Annotated in this window: 14 protein-coding genes; 13 read left to right on the top strand and 1 reads right to left on the bottom strand. The window is 74.5% G+C overall.

Annotated elements, in window-relative coordinates; translation table 11 throughout:
* The first annotated feature begins 183 nt into the window (after positions 1–183).
* The 8 genes from ABTX81_RS29000 (at position 184) to ABTX81_RS28965 (ending at position 8749) form a co-directional block, all read left to right on the top strand.
* Positions 184–822: a response regulator gene (locus ABTX81_RS29000; RefSeq protein WP_350551455.1), complete on the top strand. Its 639-nt coding sequence runs from the start codon at positions 184–186 to the stop codon at positions 820–822.
* A 122-nt stretch (positions 823–944) separates the two neighbouring features.
* A complete protein-coding gene (locus tag ABTX81_RS28995; protein WP_350551452.1) occupies positions 945–3635 on the top strand; it encodes a DNA translocase FtsK in 2691 nt (896 codons plus the stop codon).
* Positions 3636–3934: 299 nt separating this feature from the next.
* Complete coding sequence (locus ABTX81_RS28990) at positions 3935–4807, top strand: helix-turn-helix domain-containing protein (RefSeq protein ID WP_350551449.1); 873 nt, start codon at positions 3935–3937, stop codon at positions 4805–4807.
* 96 nt (positions 4808–4903) lie between these two features.
* Positions 4904–6376 carry a 30S ribosomal protein S12 methylthiotransferase RimO gene (rimO, locus tag ABTX81_RS28985; protein WP_350551446.1) on the top strand — a complete coding sequence of 491 codons (1473 nt, stop codon included), beginning with the start codon at positions 4904–4906 and terminating at the stop codon, positions 6374–6376.
* On the top strand, positions 6373–7011 hold the full coding sequence (gene pgsA, locus ABTX81_RS28980) for a CDP-diacylglycerol--glycerol-3-phosphate 3-phosphatidyltransferase (RefSeq protein WP_350551443.1): 639 nt from the start codon (positions 6373–6375) through the stop codon (positions 7009–7011). The genes rimO and pgsA overlap by 4 nt, the downstream gene beginning before the upstream one ends.
* 94 nt (positions 7012–7105) lie before the next feature.
* Positions 7106–7651: a CinA family protein gene (locus ABTX81_RS28975; RefSeq protein ID WP_350551440.1), complete on the top strand. Its 546-nt coding sequence runs from the start codon at positions 7106–7108 to the stop codon at positions 7649–7651.
* 387 nt (positions 7652–8038) lie between these two features.
* Positions 8039–8407 carry a helix-turn-helix domain-containing protein gene (locus ABTX81_RS28970; protein ID WP_350551437.1) on the top strand — a complete coding sequence of 123 codons (369 nt, stop codon included), beginning with the start codon at positions 8039–8041 and terminating at the stop codon, positions 8405–8407.
* Between the two features lie 102 nt (positions 8408–8509).
* Positions 8510–8749, top strand: coding sequence for a hypothetical protein (locus tag ABTX81_RS28965; protein WP_350551434.1), 240 nt, complete (start codon positions 8510–8512; stop codon positions 8747–8749).
* 107 nt (positions 8750–8856) lie between these two features.
* Here ABTX81_RS28965 and ABTX81_RS28960 read toward each other — a convergent pair whose 3' ends face one another.
* Positions 8857–13542, bottom strand: coding sequence for an ATP-dependent helicase (locus ABTX81_RS28960; protein WP_350551431.1), 4686 nt, complete (start codon positions 13540–13542; stop codon positions 8857–8859).
* A 216-nt stretch (positions 13543–13758) separates the two neighbouring features.
* Between ABTX81_RS28960 and ABTX81_RS28955 the strand changes: the two genes are divergently transcribed.
* The 5 genes from ABTX81_RS28955 to recA all read left to right on the top strand — a co-directional run bounded on the left by ABTX81_RS28955 (position 13759) and on the right by recA (position 18914).
* Entirely contained in the window at positions 13759–15330 is a 1572-nt protein-coding gene (locus ABTX81_RS28955; RefSeq protein ID WP_350551428.1) for a S8 family serine peptidase, read from the top strand.
* 94 nt (positions 15331–15424) lie between these two features.
* Positions 15425–16021, top strand: a complete 597-nt coding sequence (locus ABTX81_RS28950) for a GNAT family N-acetyltransferase (RefSeq protein ID WP_350551425.1) — start codon at positions 15425–15427, stop codon at positions 16019–16021.
* Positions 16018–16212, top strand: a complete 195-nt coding sequence (locus tag ABTX81_RS28945) for a DUF3046 domain-containing protein (protein WP_350551423.1) — start codon at positions 16018–16020, stop codon at positions 16210–16212. The genes ABTX81_RS28950 and ABTX81_RS28945 overlap by 4 nt, the downstream gene beginning before the upstream one ends.
* A 248-nt stretch (positions 16213–16460) precedes the next feature.
* A complete protein-coding gene (locus ABTX81_RS28940; RefSeq protein WP_350551421.1) occupies positions 16461–17600 on the top strand; it encodes an AI-2E family transporter in 1140 nt (379 codons plus the stop codon).
* A gap of 201 nt (positions 17601–17801) precedes the next feature.
* Complete coding sequence (gene recA / locus ABTX81_RS28935) at positions 17802–18914, top strand: recombinase RecA (protein ID WP_350551418.1); 1113 nt, start codon at positions 17802–17804, stop codon at positions 18912–18914.
* Positions 18915–18922 lie beyond the last annotated feature (8 nt).

Below are 18922 nucleotides of genomic sequence, written 5' to 3'. Positions count from 1 at the left end.
CGAACAGTGACCGAGTGGCGACTCGCTGGTGAGCGTGCGCCGGTGCACTGACTGCGCGCCGCTCCGGATCAGGACGCGACGGAGCGATGTGCCGGGCGAGGGGGTGCGGCTAGCATGACCGGGGTAGTGGTGGGCAGTACGCGGGTGCCTTCCCCAGGTAGGCAGGCGACAGGAGGGCGCGTCGTGATGCAGAAGGCGAAGATCCTCCTGGTCGACGACCGGCCGGAGAACCTGCTGGCGCTGGAGGCGATCCTCTCGGCGCTGGACCAGACCCTGGTCCGGGCGGCGTCCGGCGAGGAGGCGCTCAAGGCGCTGCTCACCGACGACTTCGCGGTGATCCTGCTGGACGTCCAGATGCCCGGGATGGACGGCTTCGAGACCGCCGCCCACATCAAGCGCCGGGAGCGCACCCGGGACATCCCGATCATCTTCCTCACCGCGATCAACCACGGCCCGCACCACACCTTCCGCGGCTACGCGGCCGGCGCGGTGGACTACATCTCCAAGCCGTTCGACCCGTGGGTGCTGCGCGCCAAGGTCTCGGTCTTCGTCGACCTCTACATGAAGAACTGCCAGCTGAAGGAGCAGGCCGCACTGCTGCGGCTGCAGCTGGAGGCGAGCGGCGCCGAGCCGGCCATCGGCGGCGCACTGCTCGGCGAGCTGTCGGCCCGGCTGGCGGCGGTCGAGGAGCAGGCCGAGTCGCTGACCAAGCAGCTGGACGGCAGCGAGGACGGCGGGGTGGCGGCCACCGCGGCGCACCTGGAGCGCAAGCTGGCCGGCCTACGGCGCGCGCTGGACGCGCTGCGCCCCGGCACGGACTGAGCGCGCCTCGGTTTCACCCGTCCGGGTGAAACCGGGCGGAATGACGGTGTGTCGGCGACACGTCCCGGGGCCCGGGCGCACGACGTGGGCACAGGTGGTGTGCCCCGGTAGGCTGCTGACCCATGGCCACACGTACGCCCGGAAGCGCGGCACGCAACTCGAGTCCGGGACCGTCCAAGAAGGCCGCGGCGAAGGCTCCGGCCAAGCCGCCCGCCAAGAAGGCGGCCGCGAAGAAGGCCGCCCCGGCGAAGAAGACGGCGGCCAGGAAGGCGGCCGCCCCGCCCCCCGCGTCCCGGCCGATACTCTTCCGCGCCGTGCGCGCCGTCTGGCTCGGCATGGCGCACGGCATCGGCGCGGTCTTCCGCGGCTTCGGCGACGGAGCGAAGAACCTGGACCCGGCGCACCGCAAGGACGGCCTCGGCCTGCTGCTGCTCGCGCTCGCCCTGGTCACCGCCGCCGGCACCTGGTTCAGCCCGCAGGGCTGGCTGGGCGAAGCGGCCACCAATGTGGTCTCCGGCCTGTTCGGGCGCCTGGACGTGCTGGTGCCGTTCCTGCTGGCCGCCGTCGCGATCCGGCTGATGCGCCACCCGGAGCTGCCGGAGGCCAACGGCCGGATCATGATCGGCCTGACCACCCTGCTGGTCGGCGTGCTCGGCCTGGTCCACATCGGCTGCGGCGCGCCCACGATGGGCAGCGGCGCGACCCGGATAAGGACGGCCGGCGGGATCATCGGCTGGGCCGCCTCCACCCCGATGATGGCCGCCGCCGGGCCGGCCCTCGCGGTGCCGCTGCTCCTGCTGCTGGCCTTCTTCGGCCTGCTGGTCACCACCGCCACCCCGGTCAACCGGATCCCCGAGCGGATGCGTGCGGCGGGCGTCCGGCTGGGCGTGGTCGAACCCGGCCCGCAGGACCTCGACGGGGGGCGTGCGCCGGAGCGCGAGCTCTCCACCGAACCCCCCGAGGACGCCGACCCCTCCGCGCTGCCGTTCACCGTGGACACGGACAGTGACGACCCCTCGGACGAGGTGGCCGCCCGCCGGCGCCGCCGCAAGCGCAAGCAGCCCGACGAGGCGCCCGCGGACGAGCCGGACATGTTCGCCAAGGAGCCGCTGGACCCGTACACCACCCGCAACCTCGCCGCCGGCGCCGCGGCCGACCTGGACGGCGCGCTGGTCTACGGCGTGCCCGCCTCCTCCGCGGTGGCGGACATGATGCACCAGGTGCAGGACCGCACCGCCCCGCCGGAGGAGCCCGCCGTCCCGGCCGCCCGCGCCGGCGGCTCCGGCCCCGGCGCCCCCGAGGAGCACGGCCCCGCGCCGGTCCGGATGGAGCAGCTCCAGCTCGCGGAGGGCCTCACCTACGCGCTGCCCTCGCTCGACCTGCTGGAGCGCGGCGGCCCGGCCAAGGCCCGCAGCGCCCTCAACGACGAGGTGGTGGCCCAGCTCACCGGTACTCTCACCGAGTTCAAGGTGGACGCCCGGGTCACCGGCTTCACCCGCGGCCCGACGGTCACCCGCTACGAGGTCGAGCTCGGCCCGGCGGTCAAGGTCGAGCGGATCACCGCCCTCGCCAAGAACATCGCCTACGCGGTGGCCAGCCCGGACGTGCGGATCATCAGCCCGATCCCCGGCAAGTCCGCGGTCGGCATCGAGATCCCGAACCGGGACCGCGAGATGGTCAACCTCGGCGACCTGCTGCGCTCGCGCACCGCCGCCGAGGACACCCACCCGATGGTCGTCGGCATGGGCAAGGACGTCGAGGGCCACACCGTGATGGCGAACCTCGCCAAGATGCCGCACATCCTGGTGGCCGGCGCGACCGGCGCCGGCAAGTCGTCCTGCATCAACTGCCTGATCACCTCGATCCTCGCCCGGGCCACCCCGGACGAGGTGCGGATGGTGCTGGTCGACCCCAAGCGGGTCGAGCTGACCGCCTACGAGGGCATCCCGCACCTCATCACGCCGATCATCACCAACCCGAAGAAGGCCGCCGAGGCCCTCCAGTGGGTGGTCCGCGAGATGGACATGCGCTACGACGACCTCGCCGCGTTCGGCTTCCGGCACGTGGACGACTTCAACGCGGCGGTCCGGGCCGGCACCGTCACCCCGCCGCTCGGCAGCGAGCGCGAGCTGACGCCGTACCCGTACCTGCTGGTGATCGTCGACGAGCTGGCCGACCTCATGATGGTCGCCCCGCGCGACGTCGAGGACTCGGTGGTCCGCATCACCCAGCTCGCCCGCGCGGCCGGCATCCACCTGGTGCTGGCCACCCAGCGGCCCTCGGTCGACGTGGTCACCGGTCTGATCAAGGCCAATGTGCCCTCCCGGCTGGCCTTCGCCACCTCGGCGATGGCCGACTCCCGGGTCATCCTGGACCAGCCCGGCGCCGAGAAGCTGATCGGCAAGGGCGACGCGCTGTTCCTGCCGATGGGCGCCAGCAAGCCGATCCGCATGCAGGGCGCGTTCGTCACCGAGGCCGAGATCGCCGCCGTGGTGAAGCACTGCAAGGACCAGCTGTCGGCCGTCTACCGGGACGACGTGATGGTCGGCGGCGGACCGAAGAAGGAGATCGACGAGGAGATCGGCGACGACCTGGAGCTGCTGATCCAGGCGGCCGAGCTGGTGGTCTCCACCCAGTTCGGCTCCACCTCGATGCTCCAGCGCAAGCTCCGGGTCGGCTTCGCCAAGGCCGGGCGGCTGATGGACCTCATGGAGTCGCGCGGCATCGTCGGGCCGAGCGAGGGCTCCAAGGCCCGCGACGTCCTGGTGAAGCCGGACGAGCTGGACGGGGTGATCGTCTCCATCCGCGGCTGAGTCCGCGGCTGAGCCCGGGGCCGGACCACTGGCGGGTGTTCACCCGTTCGGACGGGGGTAGGCGGCCGGTGCGGAACCGATCGGAGGTGCGTCGCGTCCCATCAGCGACACCGGACGCGCGGGCGGCGGTGCGGGGGTCCCGGAGACGGCGGCCCACCGCGCTGACGGGCGGTCAGTGCACGCCCGGCCCCCGGCCGGGACGGCCGAGCGCATTCGGTCCTGTTCCGCTTGAGAAACGATCCGCCCACGCCCCTAGACTGTTCCCCAGCAGGTGGCCAACCGCTCGAAAGGCGTGCACCGTGACCATCGGCAAGTCCCCCGACCGCGAGAACGCCCCGACCTCCGCCCAGCCCGTCGGCGCCGCGGAACCGGTGGCCGATGCCCCGAGCATCGGCCGGGTGCTGTCCGCCGCCCGGATCGAGGCCGGATTCACGGTGGACCAGGTGAGCAGTGCCACCCGGGTCCGGGTGCCGATCGTGCACGCGATCGAGGAGGACGACTTCGGCCGGTGCGGCGGCGACTTCTACGCCCGCGGCCACATCCGCGCGATCGCCCAGCTGGTCGGCGTCGACGGCGAGGCCCTGGTGGCCCGCTACGACGCCGCGCACGGCGGCTCGCCGGCCTCCAAGCGGCCCACCGAGCTGATCGAGAGCGGCCCGATCAAGGTCCCCGGCCGGGGCCGGCCGAACTGGACGATCGCGATGGTCACCGCGATCGTCGTGGTGGTCGGGGTGATCGGCTTCAACCTGGTGAGCGGGAAGAGCGGAACCGGTACCACCGGCTCGGCCAGCGCCCCGCTGCCCTCCGGCTCCGGCACCGGCTCGGTCGCCCCGGTGGTCCCGGCGCCCACCCCGACCGTGCAGCCGCCCGCCCCGGCGCCCAGCGCCCCCGCGATCGCCGCCGCCCCGGCCGACAAGGTCACCGTGAAGCTGGTCGCCGAGAAGGACACCAGCTGGGTCTCGGCGGTGGACGGCAGCGGGAAGTCGCTGTTCCAGAACAACATCGAGGAAGGCCAGGACCAGACCTTCACCGACCCCAAGCAGATCAAGCTGGTGATCGGCAACGCGGGCGCCGTGCACGTGTACGTCAACGGCAAGGACCTCGGCGCGGCGGGCAAGAACGGCCAGGTGGTGCACGTCACGTACACCCCCGGCGACCCGCAGGCGGGCTGATCGCGGGGGCCGTGCGCCCCGGCGCGGAACCGGCCGGAAGGGGCGCGCGGCCTCCGGGGCGAACGCCCCCGGCGGTCGCGCGTTAATCTTGGCCCTATGCCTGAACGCCGTACTGTCGCCCTTGTCACGCTCGGATGCGCCCGCAACGAGGTGGACTCCGAGGAACTCGCCGGGCGACTGGAAGCCGACGGCTGGTTGCTGGTGGACGACGCCGCCGAAGCCGACGTCGCCGTCGTCAACACCTGTGGCTTCGTCGAGGCCGCCAAGAAGGACTCCGTCGACGCCCTGCTCGAGGCCAACGACCTCAAGGACCACGGCCGCACCCAGGCCGTGGTCGCGGTCGGCTGCATGGCCGAGCGCTACGGCAAGGAGCTCGCCGACGCGCTGCCCGAGGCGGACGGCGTGCTCGGCTTCGACGACTACGCCGACATCTCCGACCGGCTGCAGACCATCCTGTCCGGCGGCCACCACGCGCCGCACATCCCGCGCGACCGCCGCAAGCTGCTCCCGCTGAGCCCCGTCGAGCGCCAGGCCGCCGCCGCCGAGGTCGCGGTGCCCGGCCACGGCGCCCCCGAGGACCTGCCGGACGGGGTCGCGCCCGCCTCCGGGCCGCGCACCCTGCGCAAGCGCCTGGACGACAGCCCGGTCGCCTCGGTCAAGCTCGCCTCCGGCTGCGACCGGCGCTGCTCGTTCTGCGCCATCCCGGCCTTCCGCGGCTCGTTCATCTCCCGCCGCCCCTCCGACGTACTGCACGAGGCCCAGTGGCTGGCCGGGCAGGGCGTCCGTGAGGTCGTCCTGGTGAGCGAGAACAACACCTCGTACGGCAAGGACCTCGGCGACATCCGGCTGCTGGAGACCCTGCTCGGCGAGATCTCCGCGATCGACGGCGTCGAGCGGGTCCGGGTCTCCTACCTGCAGCCCGCCGAGATGCGCCCCGGGCTGATCGACGCGATGACCGGCACCGCGGACGTGGTGCCCTACTTCGACCTGTCGTTCCAGCACTCCGCGCCGGCCGTGCTGCGCCGGATGCGCCGCTTCGGCTCCACCGACCAGTTCCTGGAGCTGCTGAAGACCATCCGCGACAAGGCCCCGCAGGCCGGCGCCCGGTCCAACTTCATCGTCGGCTTCCCCGGTGAGACCGAGGAGGACTTCGCCGAGCTGGAGCGGTTCGTCACGCACGCCGGGCTGGACGCCATCGGCGTCTTCGGCTACTCCGACGAGGACGGCACCGAGGCCGCCGGCTACGACGACAAGCTGCCCGAGGACGTGGTCGCCGACCGGCTGGCCCGGCTCAGCAGGCTCGCCGAGGAGATGACCGCCCAGCGGGCCGAGCAGCGGATCGGCACCGAGGTCGAGGTGCTGGTCGAGTCGGTCGACGGCGACCTGGTCGAGGGCCGCGCCGCCCACCAGGCGCCCGAGACGGACGGCCTCACCACGCTCGTCGGCGTCGAGGACGCCGAGGTCGGCCGGTTCTACCGGGCCCGGGTGGTCGCCAGCGAGGGCGTCGACCTGGTCGCCGAGGCGCTGGAGCAGGTGCGGGTCCGCCGGGCACCGGGAGCCGGGGAATGACCCAGGGGCCCGGCGCCCCGACCGCGGCCCACCCGGGCAGACCGGCGGCCGCGGTGCCCCCGGCGCCGGGGATCTGGAACATCGCGAACGTGCTGACGATGGTCCGGCTGCTGCTGGTCCCGGTCTTCGTCACCCTGCTCTTCGCCGAGGGCGGCCACGACCCCAAGTGGCGCTCGGTGGCCTGGGCCTCGTTCGCGATCGCGATGATCACCGACCTGTTCGACGGCGAGCTGGCCCGGCGCAAGGGCCTGGTGACCGACTTCGGCAAGATCGCCGACCCGATCGCCGACAAGGCGATCATGGGCGCGGCGCTGATCGGCCTGTCGGTGCTGGGCGACCTGCCGTGGTGGATCACCGTGGTGATCCTGGCCCGGGAGCTCGGCATCACCCTGATGCGGTTCTGGGTGATCCGCTTCGGGGTGATCCCGGCCAGCCGGGGCGGCAAGCTCAAGACGCTCACCCAGGGCATCGCCGTCGGCATGTACGTCCTGGAGCTGACCGGCTGGCTGGCCACCGCCCGGGCCGTGCTGATGGGCCTCGCGGTGCTGCTGACCGTCGGCACCGCGCTGGACTACGTGGGGCAGGCGCTGCGCCTGCGCCGCGAGGGGCTGGCGGCGCAACGCCCGCAGGGGTGAAACCGCGCGGATCCCGCTCGCGGGCGGTCGCCCGGCCCCACAATGGCGGGTACTCCGGGGCGGGCCCGGGGGAGCGCGAGGGAGGGACGTCGGGATGAGTGGTAGATCCGAGGCCGTGCGGACCGGGGGCGTCGCGGAGCCGGGCGGGGCGGTCGAGTACGGGCTGGCCGAGCGGGTGCACGGCGCACTGCGGGCGCAGGGCGGCACGGTGGCCGTCGCGGAGTCGCTGACCGGCGGGCTGCTGGCGGCCGCGCTGGTGGACGTCCCCGGGGCGTCCGCCACCTTCCGCGGATCGGTGACCGCCTACGCCACCGAGCTGAAGGCCTCGGTGCTCGGCGTCGACGAGGGACTGCTGGACGTCCACGGCCCGGTCCACCCGGTGGTGGCCCGGCAGATGGCCGAGGGCGTGCGCCGGTTGCTCGGGGCGACCTACGGGGTCGCGACGACCGGGGTGGCCGGCCCGGAGCCGCAGGACGGGCAGCCGGTCGGCACGGTACACCTCGCGATCGCCGGTCCGGGGGGAACTCTGGTCACTTCGCCACGGTTGTCGGGAGAGCGTGCCACAATCCGTCACAGCGCGGTGACCGCCGCTCTGGAGCTGCTCGTCGGGCGGCTCCCGTCCGGTACGCCGACGCACTGAGCAGTCGTCCGCACCGCCGCCACCGTCCGCCCCACCGGCCACCCGTCGTTCCCGCCGCCGGCGTCCGCCGGGGGCTGCCCGCCGAGATCTCCACCGAACCGGGATCTGCCGAACTGGCGTGCGGGCATCGCACAACTGGAGGATCGTGTTACATCGGAGGGCCTGGTTGGGCAGAAACCAGGTGGCGAACGAGTGGCGTGGTGGTGGCCGAGTGCCGCCCGGAGGGTACGACGAGGTGCCCGCCGACCCGGGTGCGACACCGAAACAGGGGAGGGGACAGCCTTGCAGCCCAGAGTGAACACGACCATGGTCCCCGCACGCGAAGCGGGCAAGGCGGTACGGTGGGGGCGTGACATCTCGATCCGCAGTCCGAGGAGGGAGGCACCGATGATCCTGCTCCGTCGCCTACTGGGCGATGTACTGCGTCGGCAGCGCCAGCGCCAGGGCCGCACACTCCGCGAGGTGTCGGCGGCCGCCAGGGTTTCGCTCGGATACCTCTCCGAGGTCGAGCGGGGACAGAAGGAGGCCTCCTCGGAGCTGCTCTCCGCCATCTGCGACGCACTCGATGTCCGGATGTCCGAGGTCATGCGCGAGGTCAGCGACGAACTGTCGCTCGCCGAACTTGCGGCGATGGCCACCCTCTCCGAAGGTGAACTGCTGAGGCCGGTGCTCGAACCGGTTCCGCTGCCGGCTCCCGGCACCGACCGGGCGAACATGTCGCCCAAGGCCGCCGCGATGGACGTGGTCGCCGCCTGACCTGGCCTCGGTGCGGGCCCATCCGGCCCGGGTTGAGCGAAGGAGGCGGACGTGCGCAGTGCGGCGGCGACGTGTGCCGGGGCCCGAATACGGTCCCGGCGGATGCGGCTGGGCCTGGGGCTCCTGGTGGTCCTGGCCTGCGGGCTCGGCTGGTGGCTGGCGGACGGCTCCGGGCGGCTGCCCGGCGGTGCGGTGCCGGCCCTGCTGGCGGCCGGCGGCTGGGGGCTCGGGCTGATCCCGGTCCACGCCGACTGGCGGTCCACCGGGCCGTCCCGGCGCCGGGCGGGTGAGCCGACGGCACGGATGGAGCCACGGTGGGAGGCGGAGCCTCCGGCCGGGTGAACAGGACACGGACGAGGGCCGTGGGACCGATCGGTCCCAGGCCCTCGTCGCGTTCCGGTTCCCGGCCCGGGAACCGGCCCGGTTCCCGGCCCGGTCCTGCGGTCGGCTCAGGGGCGCAGCCGCAGGCCCCGCGGGGTGGCGTGGAAGCCCGCCTGCTCCAGGGCGGTGCCGAGCGCCGACCCGAGGGCCGGCTCTCCGTTGGCCCGCTCGACGGTGACGCTGCCCAGCGCCCCCGCGCGGGCCGCCCCGGCCAGCGCGGCCGCCGCCGCGGCGAGGGTGGCCTTGTCCTGCGCCCAGGCCAGCAGCGACTTGCCGCCGCGCTCCACGTACAGGCACAGCTCGCCGTCGACCAGCACCACCAGGGCGCCCGCCTTCCGGCCGGGCCGGTGCGCCTTGCCCGCCGCCTCGGCGGACCCGGCGGGCGGCTCGGGCCAGGGCAGCGCGGCGCCGTAGGCGTTCGCCGGGTCGGCGGCGGCCAGCACCAGGGCCTGCGGCGGTTCGGCGGACGGGGCGGCCGGCCACTCGGCGCCCCGGGCCCGCTCCAGCCGGCCGCTGACCGAGCGCAGCCGGTCGGCCGCGCCCTCCATGGCGAACTGGGCGCCGCCCAGCCCCTCGACGAAGTAGCCCCGGCGGGTCCGGCCGCGCTCCTCCATGGCGGCGAGCACCCGGTAGACGCCGGCGAAGCCGCCGGGGACCCGCTCGGCGGCGACCGTGCCCCGGGTGAGCAGGCCGTGCCGGTCCAGCAGGTTCTGCGCCTGGGCGGTGGCCCGGACGGTCGGGTCGGCGGCGAACGGGGGCAGCAGCGACCAGCGCCCGCCGACCGTGGGCGGGCCGCTGCGCAGCGCGCCGCCGACCCGGCCGAAGGGCCGCCCGGCGCCGCCGAAGCGGCCGCGCGGGGTGGCCCGGGGCGCCCGGTGGGCGGTGGCGCCGGCCGTCCGGCCGGAGCCGAGCAGGGCGCGCAGCGGGGCCAGGGTGTCGTTGCTGACGTACCCGGCCCAGACCAGGTCCCACAGGGCCTCGACGACGTCGGGCTCGGGCGTCTCGGGGAGCTGGGCGGCCAGCTGGCGGAAGAACAGCCCGTAGCCGCCGGCCAGGGCCTCCAGCAGCGCGGTGTGCACCGGGGTGACGGCGGGCGGCACCGGCTCGGGGCGCAGCAGGTGGGCGTTCTCGGCCAGGTGGAGGCTGATCCAGCCGTCCTTGCCGGGCAGCGCTCCGGCGCCGGCCCAGCCGATCTCGCCGGCCGCCATCAGCTCGTCCAGCAGGCCGGGGGAGTAGTCGGCGAGCCGGGCCGGGAGGATCAGCTTCTCCAGGGCGGAGGCGGGCAGGGCGGTGCCCTGGAGCTGTTCGACCACCCGGAGCAGGCCGTCGGGGCCGCGCAGCCGGTGGCCGGCCAGGTGCTGCCACTGGGGCAGGAAGGCGGCCAGGGCGCGCGGCGGGACGGGTTCGACCTCCTGGCGCAGCGCGGCCAGGGAGCGGCGGCGCAGGCGGCGCAGGACCTCCGCGTCGCACCACTCGACGGTGGCGGTGTGCCCTTCCACCGGCCTGAACTCGCCCTGGACCAGGCGGCCGGTGGCGGTGAGGCGGTGCAGGGTGCCGGTGACCACGGCGGTGCCCAGGCCGTAGCGGGCGGCGGCCTCGGCGGCGGTGAACGGGCCGTGGGTGCGGGCGTGCCGGGCGAGCAGGTCGCCCAGCGGGTCCTTGACCGGTTCGGTGAAGGCCTCGGGCACGCCGACCGGCAGCGGGGTGCCGAGGGCGTCGCGCAGCCGGCCGGCGTCCTCGATGGCGGCCCAGCGCTGGTCGCCGCCGACCCGGACCTGGATCACCCGGCGGGCGGCCTCCAGTTCCAGGGCCCAGAGCGGTTCGGCGCCGCGGGCGGTCAGTTCGGCCTCGCTGAGCGGGCCGAGCAGCCGCAGCGCGTCGGCGACGCCCTCGGCGTCCTTGATCCGGCGCTCGGGGGTGAGCCGCTGGAGCTCGGCCTCCAGGTCGGCGAGGACCTGGGGGTCGAGCAGTTCGCGCAGTTCGGCCTGGCCGAGGAGTTCGGACAGCAGCCGGGAGTCGAGTGAGAGGGCGGCGGCGCGGCGCTCGGCGAGCGGGGAGTCGCCCTCGTAGAGGAACTGGGCGACGTAGCCGAACAGCAGGGAGCGGGCGAACGGGGAGGGCTCGGGGGTGGTGACCTCGACCAGCCGGACGGCGCGGGATTCGAGGTCGCCCATCAGCTCGACCAGGCCGGGGACGTCGAAGACGTCCTGGAGGCACTCGCGGACGGCCTCCAGCACGATCGGGAAGGAGCCGTACTCGGCGGCGACCTCCAGCAGCTGGGCGGCGCGCCGGCGCTGCTGCCAGAGCGGGGTGCGCTTGCCGGGGTTGCGGCGGGGGAGCAGCAGGGCGCGGCCGGCGCACTCGCGGAAGCGGGAGGCGAACAGCGCGGAGCCGCCGACCTGGTCGGTGACCAGCTGTTCGATCTCCTGGGGGTCGAACAGGGCGGCGTCGGCACCGACCGGGGCGTCGTCGGTGACCGGTTTGTCGGACGGGCTGCTGAAATCGAAGTCGGGGGCGAGCAGGTCGGCGTCCGGGAGGCGGAGCACGATGCCGTCGTCGGCGTGCATCACCTGCGGGTCGAGGCCGTGCTTCTCGCGCAGCCGGGCGGCGAGGGCGAGCGCCCAGGGGGCGTGCACCTGGGCGCCGAAGGGGGAGTGCACGACGATCCGCCAGTCGCCGAGCTCGTCGCGGAAGCGTTCGACCACGATGGTGCGGTCGTCGGGGAGGTGGCCGCAGGCGGCGCGCTGTTCGGCGAGGTAGTCGAGCAGGTTGCCGGCGGCCCAGTCGTCCAGGCCGGCCTGCTTCAGCCGGGCGGTGGCGGTCTGCGGGTCGAGCGCGCCGAGTTCGCGGGTGAAGGCGCCGAGGGCACGGCCGAGTTCCAGCGGGCGGCCGAGGCTGTCGCCCTTCCAGAACGGGAGCCGGCCGGGGACGCCGGGGGCGGGGGTGACCAGCACCTTGTCGTGGGTGATGTCCTCGATCCGCCAGGAGGTGGTGCCGAGGGTGAACACGTCGCCGACCCGGGACTCGTAGACCATCTCCTCGTCCAGCTCTCCGACCCGGCCGCCGCCCTTCTTCGGGTCGCTGCCCGCGATGAAGACGCCGAACAGGCCGCGGTCGGGGATGGTGCCGCCGGAGGTGACGGCGAGCCGCTGGGCGCCGGGGCGGCCGCTGACGGTGCCGGCCACCCGGTCCCAGACCAGGCGGGGGCGCAGCTCGGCGAAGGCGTCCGAGGGGTAGCGGCCGGCCAGCATGTCGAGCACCGCGTCGAAGGCGGACTGCGGGAGGGTGGCGAACGGCGCGGCCCGGCGGACGGCGGTGAGCAGCTCGTCGACCTGCCAGGTGTCCATCGCGGTCATCGCCACCAGCTGCTGGGCGAGCACGTCGAGCGGGTTGCGCGGGATGCGCAGCGCCTCGATCCGCCCGGCCCGCATCCGCTCGGTGACCACGGCGGACTGCACCAGGTCGCCCCGGTACTTGGGGAAGACCACGCCGGTGGAGACCGCGCCGACCTGGTGGCCGGCCCGGCCGACCCGCTGCAGCCCGGAGGCGACCGAGGGCGGGGACTCGACCTGGACCACCAGCTCGACGGCGCCCATGTCGATGCCGAGCTCCAGGCTGGAGGTGGCGACCACGGCGGGCAGCCGGCCGGCCTTGAGCTCCTCCTCGACCAGGGCGCGCTGCTCCTTGGAGACCGAGCCGTGGTGGGCGCGGGCGATCACCGCCGGGGCGCCCTTGGCGGCGCCGGCGCCGCCCATCAGCAGGGCGGGGGCGTGGGCCTCGGGCAGGGCGGCGCCGGTGGTGCGCTCGTGGGCGATCTCGTTCAGCCGGTTGCAGAGCCGCTCGGCGAGGCGGCGGGAGTTGGCGAAGACGATGGTCGAGCGGTGGGCCTGGACGAGGTCGACGATCCGCTCCTCGACGTGCGGCCAGATGGAGGCCTGCCGCTGCGGGTCGCTGTCGGCGGCGCCGCCGACAGCGGGGGCGGCGGGCAGGTCGTCGAGGTCCGGGACGGGGACGACCACGGAGAGGTCGAACTCCTTGGCGGCGGGTGGCTGGACCACCTCGGCACCGCGCCCGGGGCTGAGGAAGCGGGCCACCTCCTCGACCGGGCGGACGGTGGCGGAGAGGCCGATCCGGCGGGCCGGGCGGTCGAGCAGCTCGTCCAGCCGTTCCAGGGAGAGCGCGAGGTGGGCGCCGCGCTTGGTGCCGGCGACGGCGTGCACCTCGTCGAGGATCACCGTGTCGATGCCGCGCAGGGCGTCCCGGGAGGCGGAGGTGAGCAGCAGGAAGAGCGACTCGGGGGTGGTGATGAGGATGTCCGGCGGGTGGGTGGCGAAGCGGCGGCGGTCGGCGGCCGGGGTGTCGCCGGAGCGGATGCCGACCTGGACGTCCGGTTCGGGCAGGCCGAGCCGGACGGCGGCCTGGCGCAGGCCGGTCAGCGGGGCGCGGAGGTTGCGCTCGACGTCGACCGCGAGGGCCTTGAGCGGCGAGATGTAGAGGACCCGGCAGCGACGCTTGGGCTCGGCGGGGGGCGGGGTGCTGCTGAGCCGGTCCAGGGCGGAGAGGAAGGCCGCGAGGGTCTTGCCGGAGCCGGTGGGGGCGACCACCAGGACGTCGGTGTCCCGGTCGATGGCGCGCCAGGCCTCGGCCTGGGCGGTGGTGGGCGCGGAGAAGGCGCCGCCGAACCAGGCCCGGGTGGCCGGGGCGAAGCCGGCCAGCGGGTCGGCGGGGGGCGGGGTCGGGTGCGCGGTCGCCATGCCCCCATGGTGCCGGGTGGCACCGACAAGGGGCGGGTCCGGCGGGCGAGGGCGGGTCCGCCGGGGCGTGGCCGTTCGGGGCAATCGGGAAGGCAGAGCGGACAAACCGCTCATATGGTGATGATTCAGTCCTTGTGATGCCCCTGTGAAGACCAGCCCCTCCTGCGGCCGGCCGCCCCGGCGCGGCCGACGGGACCGACGAGCGGAGACCGTGCCATGGCGCAGGCGGACCCGTCCGGCCGTGGTCCCGCCCCGGTTCCGGTCCGGGTGGCCGGTCCGGCCGGGGCCGCCCGGCGCCGGGGCCGGGGGCCGTTGCGCGTCCTGCTCGCGATGCTGCTCACCGCGCTGGTCGTCGGCGGCGCCGTGCCGTACGTGGCCGGGCCGGGGCGGGCGTACCTCAGCTACCTGGTCCTCGCCGAGCGGGCGGACGCCGACGGGGCCGTCCGCGCGGCGGAGGCGACCCGGGCGGCCGGCGGGCAGGTGGTCCAGGAGTACCCGCAGATCGGGGCGGTGCTGGCGTACGCCGCCGGGGGCTTCGCGGAGAAGGTCCGCGGGCGGCCCGGGGTGGTCGCGGCCGGCGCCACCCGCACCTCGCCGGTGCCGGGCCCGCCCCGGTCGCTGGACGGCGCCGGGGACTTCCGGGCCGGGGCGGACGGCGGGGACAGCGAGGACGGCAGGAGCGGTGGGGACGGCGGGGACGACACCACGGTCACGGTTCCCGACCCGGGCGAGCGCGACGCCTGGAACCTCGCGCTGCTCGGCGCCGCCCCCGGCGGGGCCGCGGACACCGCCTCCCGCTCGCCGCACGGCCCGGACGCCGCTCCGGGCGCCGACGCCCTGCGCAAGGTGCTGGTCGCCGTCCTCGACTCCGGCGTCGACGACACCCACCCCGATCTGCGCGCCGCCGTCGACCCGAAGAGCTCCGCCTCCTGCGCCGACGGCCGCCCCGACGCCCGCACCGGCTCCTGGCGCCCCGAGACCGGCGTCGGCGAGAGCGGCCACGGCACCCACGTCGCCGGGATCGTCGGCGCCGCCCGGGACGGCCACGGTGTCAGCGGGGTCGCCCCCGGTGTGCGGATCGCCGCCGTCCGGCTGCTCGGCCCGCTCGGCCAGTACTACGCCGAGAACATCGTCTGCGGCATGCTCTGGGCCGCCGACCACGGCGCCCGGGCGATCAACAACAGCTACTTCGCCGACCCGTGGAAGTACAACTGCCCCGACGACCCCGACCAGGCCGCGCTGACCGCCGCCGTCGGCCGGGCCGTCGAGTACGCCCGGCGGCGGGGCGCGGTGGTGGTCGCCTCGGCCGGCAACGACGCGCAGGACCTCGGCGCCGCCCGCACCGACGAGCGCAGCCCCAACGACCGCACCGGCGGACCGCCGCAGTCCCGCTCGCTCGGGCCGGAATGCCTCCGGCTGCCCGGTGAGCTGCCCGGCGTGGTCACCGTGACCGCCGTCGACCGGGACGGCCGCCCGTCCGCCTACACCAACCACGGGCGCGGCCGGGTCTCGCTGGCCGCCCCCGGCGGGGACCCGGACGGCGGCGCCCAGGGAGCGGTGGTCTCCGACTGGCCCGGCGCCCGGTACGCCGCGCTGGCCGGTACCTCGATGGCCGCCGCACACGTCACCGGGGCGGTCGCGGTGGCCGCCGCGCTGCACCCGGACTGGGACTCCGACCGGCTCGCCGCCCTGCTGGCCGCCACCGCGGACGCCGCCTGCCCGCCCGGCCCGCACGCCTGCGGCGACCACGAGTACGCCGGCGCCGGGGCGCTGGTCCTGCCGCGCTGAGCCGCGCTGAGCCGCGCCGGGCCGCGACGGGCGGGCCGGGGCGGCCGCCGGAAAACCGGGTGACGGGCCGGGGCGGGCGGGCGAGGATCGGGGGATGGACGTCTTCCTCACCACCGAGCGGCTGGTGCTGCGCCGCTTCACCGCCGCCGACACGGACGCCCTGGTCGAGCTGGACGCCGACCCGGAGGTCACCCGCTACCTCACCGGCGGGCGGGCCACTCCGCGGGAGGTGGTCGAGTCCGCCCTGCTGCCGCTCTACCTCGACCACTACCGCCGGTACGGCGACCTCGGCTGGTGGGCCGCCGAGGAGCGGGCGGGCGGGGCCTTCCTCGGCTGGTTCGAGTTCCGGCCGCCGGACGGCGACCGCGCCGAGGTGGAGCTGGGCTACCGGCTGCGCCGCCCGGCCTGGGGGCGCGGCTACGCCACCGAGGGTTCCCGGGCGCTGATCCGCAGGGGCTTCACCGGGCTCGGCGTCGAGCGGGTGGTGGCGTACACCATGGCGGTCAACGGCGGCTCGCGGCGGGTGATGGAGAAGGCCGGGCTCTCCTACGTGCGGACCTTCCACGAGGAGTACCCGGAGCCGATCCCGGGCAGTGAGCACGGCGAGGTCGAGTACGCCCTGGCGGCGGCCGACTGGCAGCCGTGGACCGCGCCGGGGACACCCGGCGGTCCGGGATACTGGTGGGCATGAGGCTGACGGAGTTCTGGCGGCGGATGTACGCGCACTTCGGCGAGGCGTACGCGGAGTCCTTCGCGAGCGACCATGTGATGAGCGAGCTCGGCGGGCGGACGGTCCGTCAGGCGTTGGAGGCGGGCTGGGAGGCCAAGGACGTCTGGCGGGTGGTCTGCGACACCCAGGGCGTCTCCTCCGTGCTCCGCTGACCGGGCCCGACCCCGGCCCGCGCCCGGCCCGACCCCGGACGCCGCCCGGCGACTCCCGCCCGATACTCGAACAGGCGTCGGACATGGGTCACACTGTGCGGGTGGTGAGCAGCGCAGAACAGCAGAATTCGGACAGGTCGGCTCAGGACGCCGACGAGGCCGCGGGCCCTACGCCCGCCTCCCCGCCGGCCCCGCCGCCGGGACCGGCGCCGGCCCGCACCGCGGGGGACGGCCTCTGGGGTTCCGGGATGCCGCGCTGGCTGCCCCGGGCCATGGTGCTGGCGCTGGTCATGGTCGGGCTGTTCCAGCTCGCCGACTGGGCCTTCCACGAGTTGATCGACCTCTTCGTGATGCTGCTGGTCTCCTTCTTCCTGTCCCTGGCGCTGGAGCCCGCGGTGGACCGGATGGCCGCCCGGGGGGTGCGGCGGGGGGTCGGCACCTTCCTGGTCTTCGTCGCGGTGGCGATCGCCGTCGTCGGCTTCCTGACCGCGCTCGGCACCCTGCTGGTCGACCAGGTGGGGAAGATCGCGGGCGACCTCCCGCACCTGCTCGACAACCTGATCGACTGGGTCAACCGCACCTTCAACCAGGACCTCTCGCTGGACGAGCTGCAGAAGAAGCTGCTCAAGGACTCCGGCGCGATCGAGAGCTACGCCCAGTCGGCCGCGGACAACGTCTGGGGCGTCTCCTCGACCCTGATCGGCGGGCTGTTCCAGGCCTTCACGGTCGGCCTCTTCACCTTCTACTTCACCGCCGACGGCCCCCGGGTGCGGCGGACCGTCTGTTCGATGCTGCCGCCCGCCAAGCAGGCCGAGGTGCTGCGGGCCTGGGAGATCGCGCTGGCCAAGACCGGCGGCTACCTCTACTCCCGGGCCCTGCTCGCGGTCGCCTCGGCGGCCGCGCACTGGGTGATGTTCGCGCTGCTGGACCTCCCGTACGCGGCCGCGCAGGCGGTCTGGGTCGGCGTCATGTCGCAGTTCGTGCCGACCATCGGCACCTATCTGGCGGGCGCGCTGCCGGTGCTGGTGGCGCTCACCACCGACGAGCCGGTGGACGCGCTCTGGGTGCTGGTGTTCGTGACCGTCTACCAGCAGATCGAGAACTACCTGCTGCACCCGCGGATCACCGCGAAGACGGTGGACGTGCACCCGGCGGTGGCGTTCGGCTCGGTGATCGCGGGCGCGGCGCTGCTCGGCGGGGTCGGCGCGCTGATCGCGATCCCGGCGGCGGCCACCCTGCAGGGCTTCGTCGGCACGTACGTCCGGCGGTACGAGGTGACCGACCCGCGGGTGGACCGCGGCGAGCAGCGCCGGCAGCGGCGGGAGCTGCGCCGGGAGGCGGCGCGCCGGCTGCGGCGGATGGTCGGCGGGGACTCGGAGCGGAAGTAGCCCGGCGGGGCGGTCCGGGGCGGGACCGGAGCTGGAGTCGATCATGGCTCGAACGGCATAGGCTTGATTCGAACACGTGTTCTTTGTACTCTCCGGCGCAGAGTTCTCCCCAGGCAGAGCCGGGTCGGAGCCGATTGTCGGTGGGACGCGCTAGCGTCGAGGACGATGAAGCGCACAGCACAGAACCCGAGGGTGGAAGCCATGGCAGGTACGGACCGCGAGAAGGCCCTTGAGACGGCGCTCGCCCAGATCGAGCGGCAGTTCGGCAAGGGCTCGGTGATGCGCCTCGGCGAGAAGGCCAACGAGCCGGTCGAGGTGATCTCCACCGGGTCCACCGCCCTGGACGTCGCCCTCGGGGTCGGCGGCATCCCGCGCGGCCGGGTGATCGAGATCTACGGCCCCGAGTCCTCCGGCAAGACCACGCTGACCCTGCACCTGGCGGCCAACGCCCAGAAGGCGGGCGGCACGGTCGCCTTCGTCGACGCGGAGCACGCGCTCGACCCCGAGTACGCCAAGAAGCTCGGCGTGGACACCGACGCCCTGCTGGTCAGCCAGCCGGACACCGGTGAGCAGGCCCTGGAGATCACCGACATGCTGATCCGCTCCGGCGCGATCGACCTGGTGATCATCGACTCCGTGGCGGCGCTGGTCCCGCGCGCGGAGATCGAGGGCGAGATGGGCGACTCGCACGTCGGTCTGCAGGCCCGGCTGATGAGCCAGGCGCTGCGGAAGATCGCCGGTGCGCTGAACCAGTCGAACACCACCGCGATCTTCATCAACCAGCTGCGCGAGAAGATCGGCGTGATGTTCGGCTCGCCGGAGACCACGACCGGTGGCCGGGCGCTGAAGTTCTACGCCTCGGTCCGTCTGGACATCCGCCGGATCGAGACCCTGAAGGACGGCACCGAGGCGGTCGGCAACCGCACCCGCGTCAAGGTCGTCAAGAACAAGGTCGCCGCGCCGTTCAAGCAGGCCGAGTTCGACATCCTCTACGGCGTGGGCATCAGCCGCGAGGGCGGCCTGATCGACATGGGCGTCGAGCACGGCTTCATCCGCAAGTCGGGCGCCTGGTACACCTACGAGGGCGACCAGCTCGGCCAGGGCAAGGAGAACGCCCGCAACTTCCTGCGGGACAACCCGCAGCTGGCCGACGAGATCGAGCGGAAGATCAAGGGCAAGCTGGGCATCGGCCCCAAGGTCGAGGAGCCGGCCGAGGCCGCGGCGGGTGCCGTCGAGGGCGCCGCCAAGCCGATCACCGCGACCGCCGCCAAGACGGCCGCGGCGAAGAAGACGGCGGCGGCCGCCAAGGCCTGAGCCGTTGA

The organism is Kitasatospora sp. NPDC097605, assembly GCF_040302725.1.
GTDB lineage: Bacteria > Actinomycetota > Actinomycetes > Streptomycetales > Streptomycetaceae > Kitasatospora.
The sequence above is the reverse complement of the archived record's forward strand: the minus strand, read 5'-3'. Positions and strand labels throughout refer to the sequence as shown.

Coding starts and splice junctions, on each gene's coding strand:
- ABTX81_RS28995 (WP_350551452.1), top strand. CDS start 945: ATGGCCACACGTACGCCCGGAAGCGCGGCACGCAACTCGAGTCCGGGA.
- rimO (WP_350551446.1), top strand. CDS start 4,904: ATGCCTGAACGCCGTACTGTCGCCCTTGTCACGCTCGGATGCGCCCGC.
- pgsA (WP_350551443.1), top strand. CDS start 6,373: ATGACCCAGGGGCCCGGCGCCCCGACCGCGGCCCACCCGGGCAGACCG.
- ABTX81_RS28975 (WP_350551440.1), top strand. CDS start 7,106: ATGAGTGGTAGATCCGAGGCCGTGCGGACCGGGGGCGTCGCGGAGCCG.
- ABTX81_RS28970 (WP_350551437.1), top strand. CDS start 8,039: ATGATCCTGCTCCGTCGCCTACTGGGCGATGTACTGCGTCGGCAGCGC.
- ABTX81_RS28965 (WP_350551434.1), top strand. CDS start 8,510: ATGCGGCTGGGCCTGGGGCTCCTGGTGGTCCTGGCCTGCGGGCTCGGC.
- ABTX81_RS28960 (WP_350551431.1), bottom strand. CDS start 13,542: ATGGCGACCGCGCACCCGACCCCGCCCCCCGCCGACCCGCTGGCCGGC.
- ABTX81_RS28955 (WP_350551428.1), top strand. CDS start 13,759: ATGGCGCAGGCGGACCCGTCCGGCCGTGGTCCCGCCCCGGTTCCGGTC.
- ABTX81_RS28950 (WP_350551425.1), top strand. CDS start 15,425: ATGGACGTCTTCCTCACCACCGAGCGGCTGGTGCTGCGCCGCTTCACC.
- ABTX81_RS28945 (WP_350551423.1), top strand. CDS start 16,018: ATGAGGCTGACGGAGTTCTGGCGGCGGATGTACGCGCACTTCGGCGAG.
- ABTX81_RS28940 (WP_350551421.1), top strand. CDS start 16,461: ATGCCGCGCTGGCTGCCCCGGGCCATGGTGCTGGCGCTGGTCATGGTC.
- recA (WP_350551418.1), top strand. CDS start 17,802: ATGGCAGGTACGGACCGCGAGAAGGCCCTTGAGACGGCGCTCGCCCAG.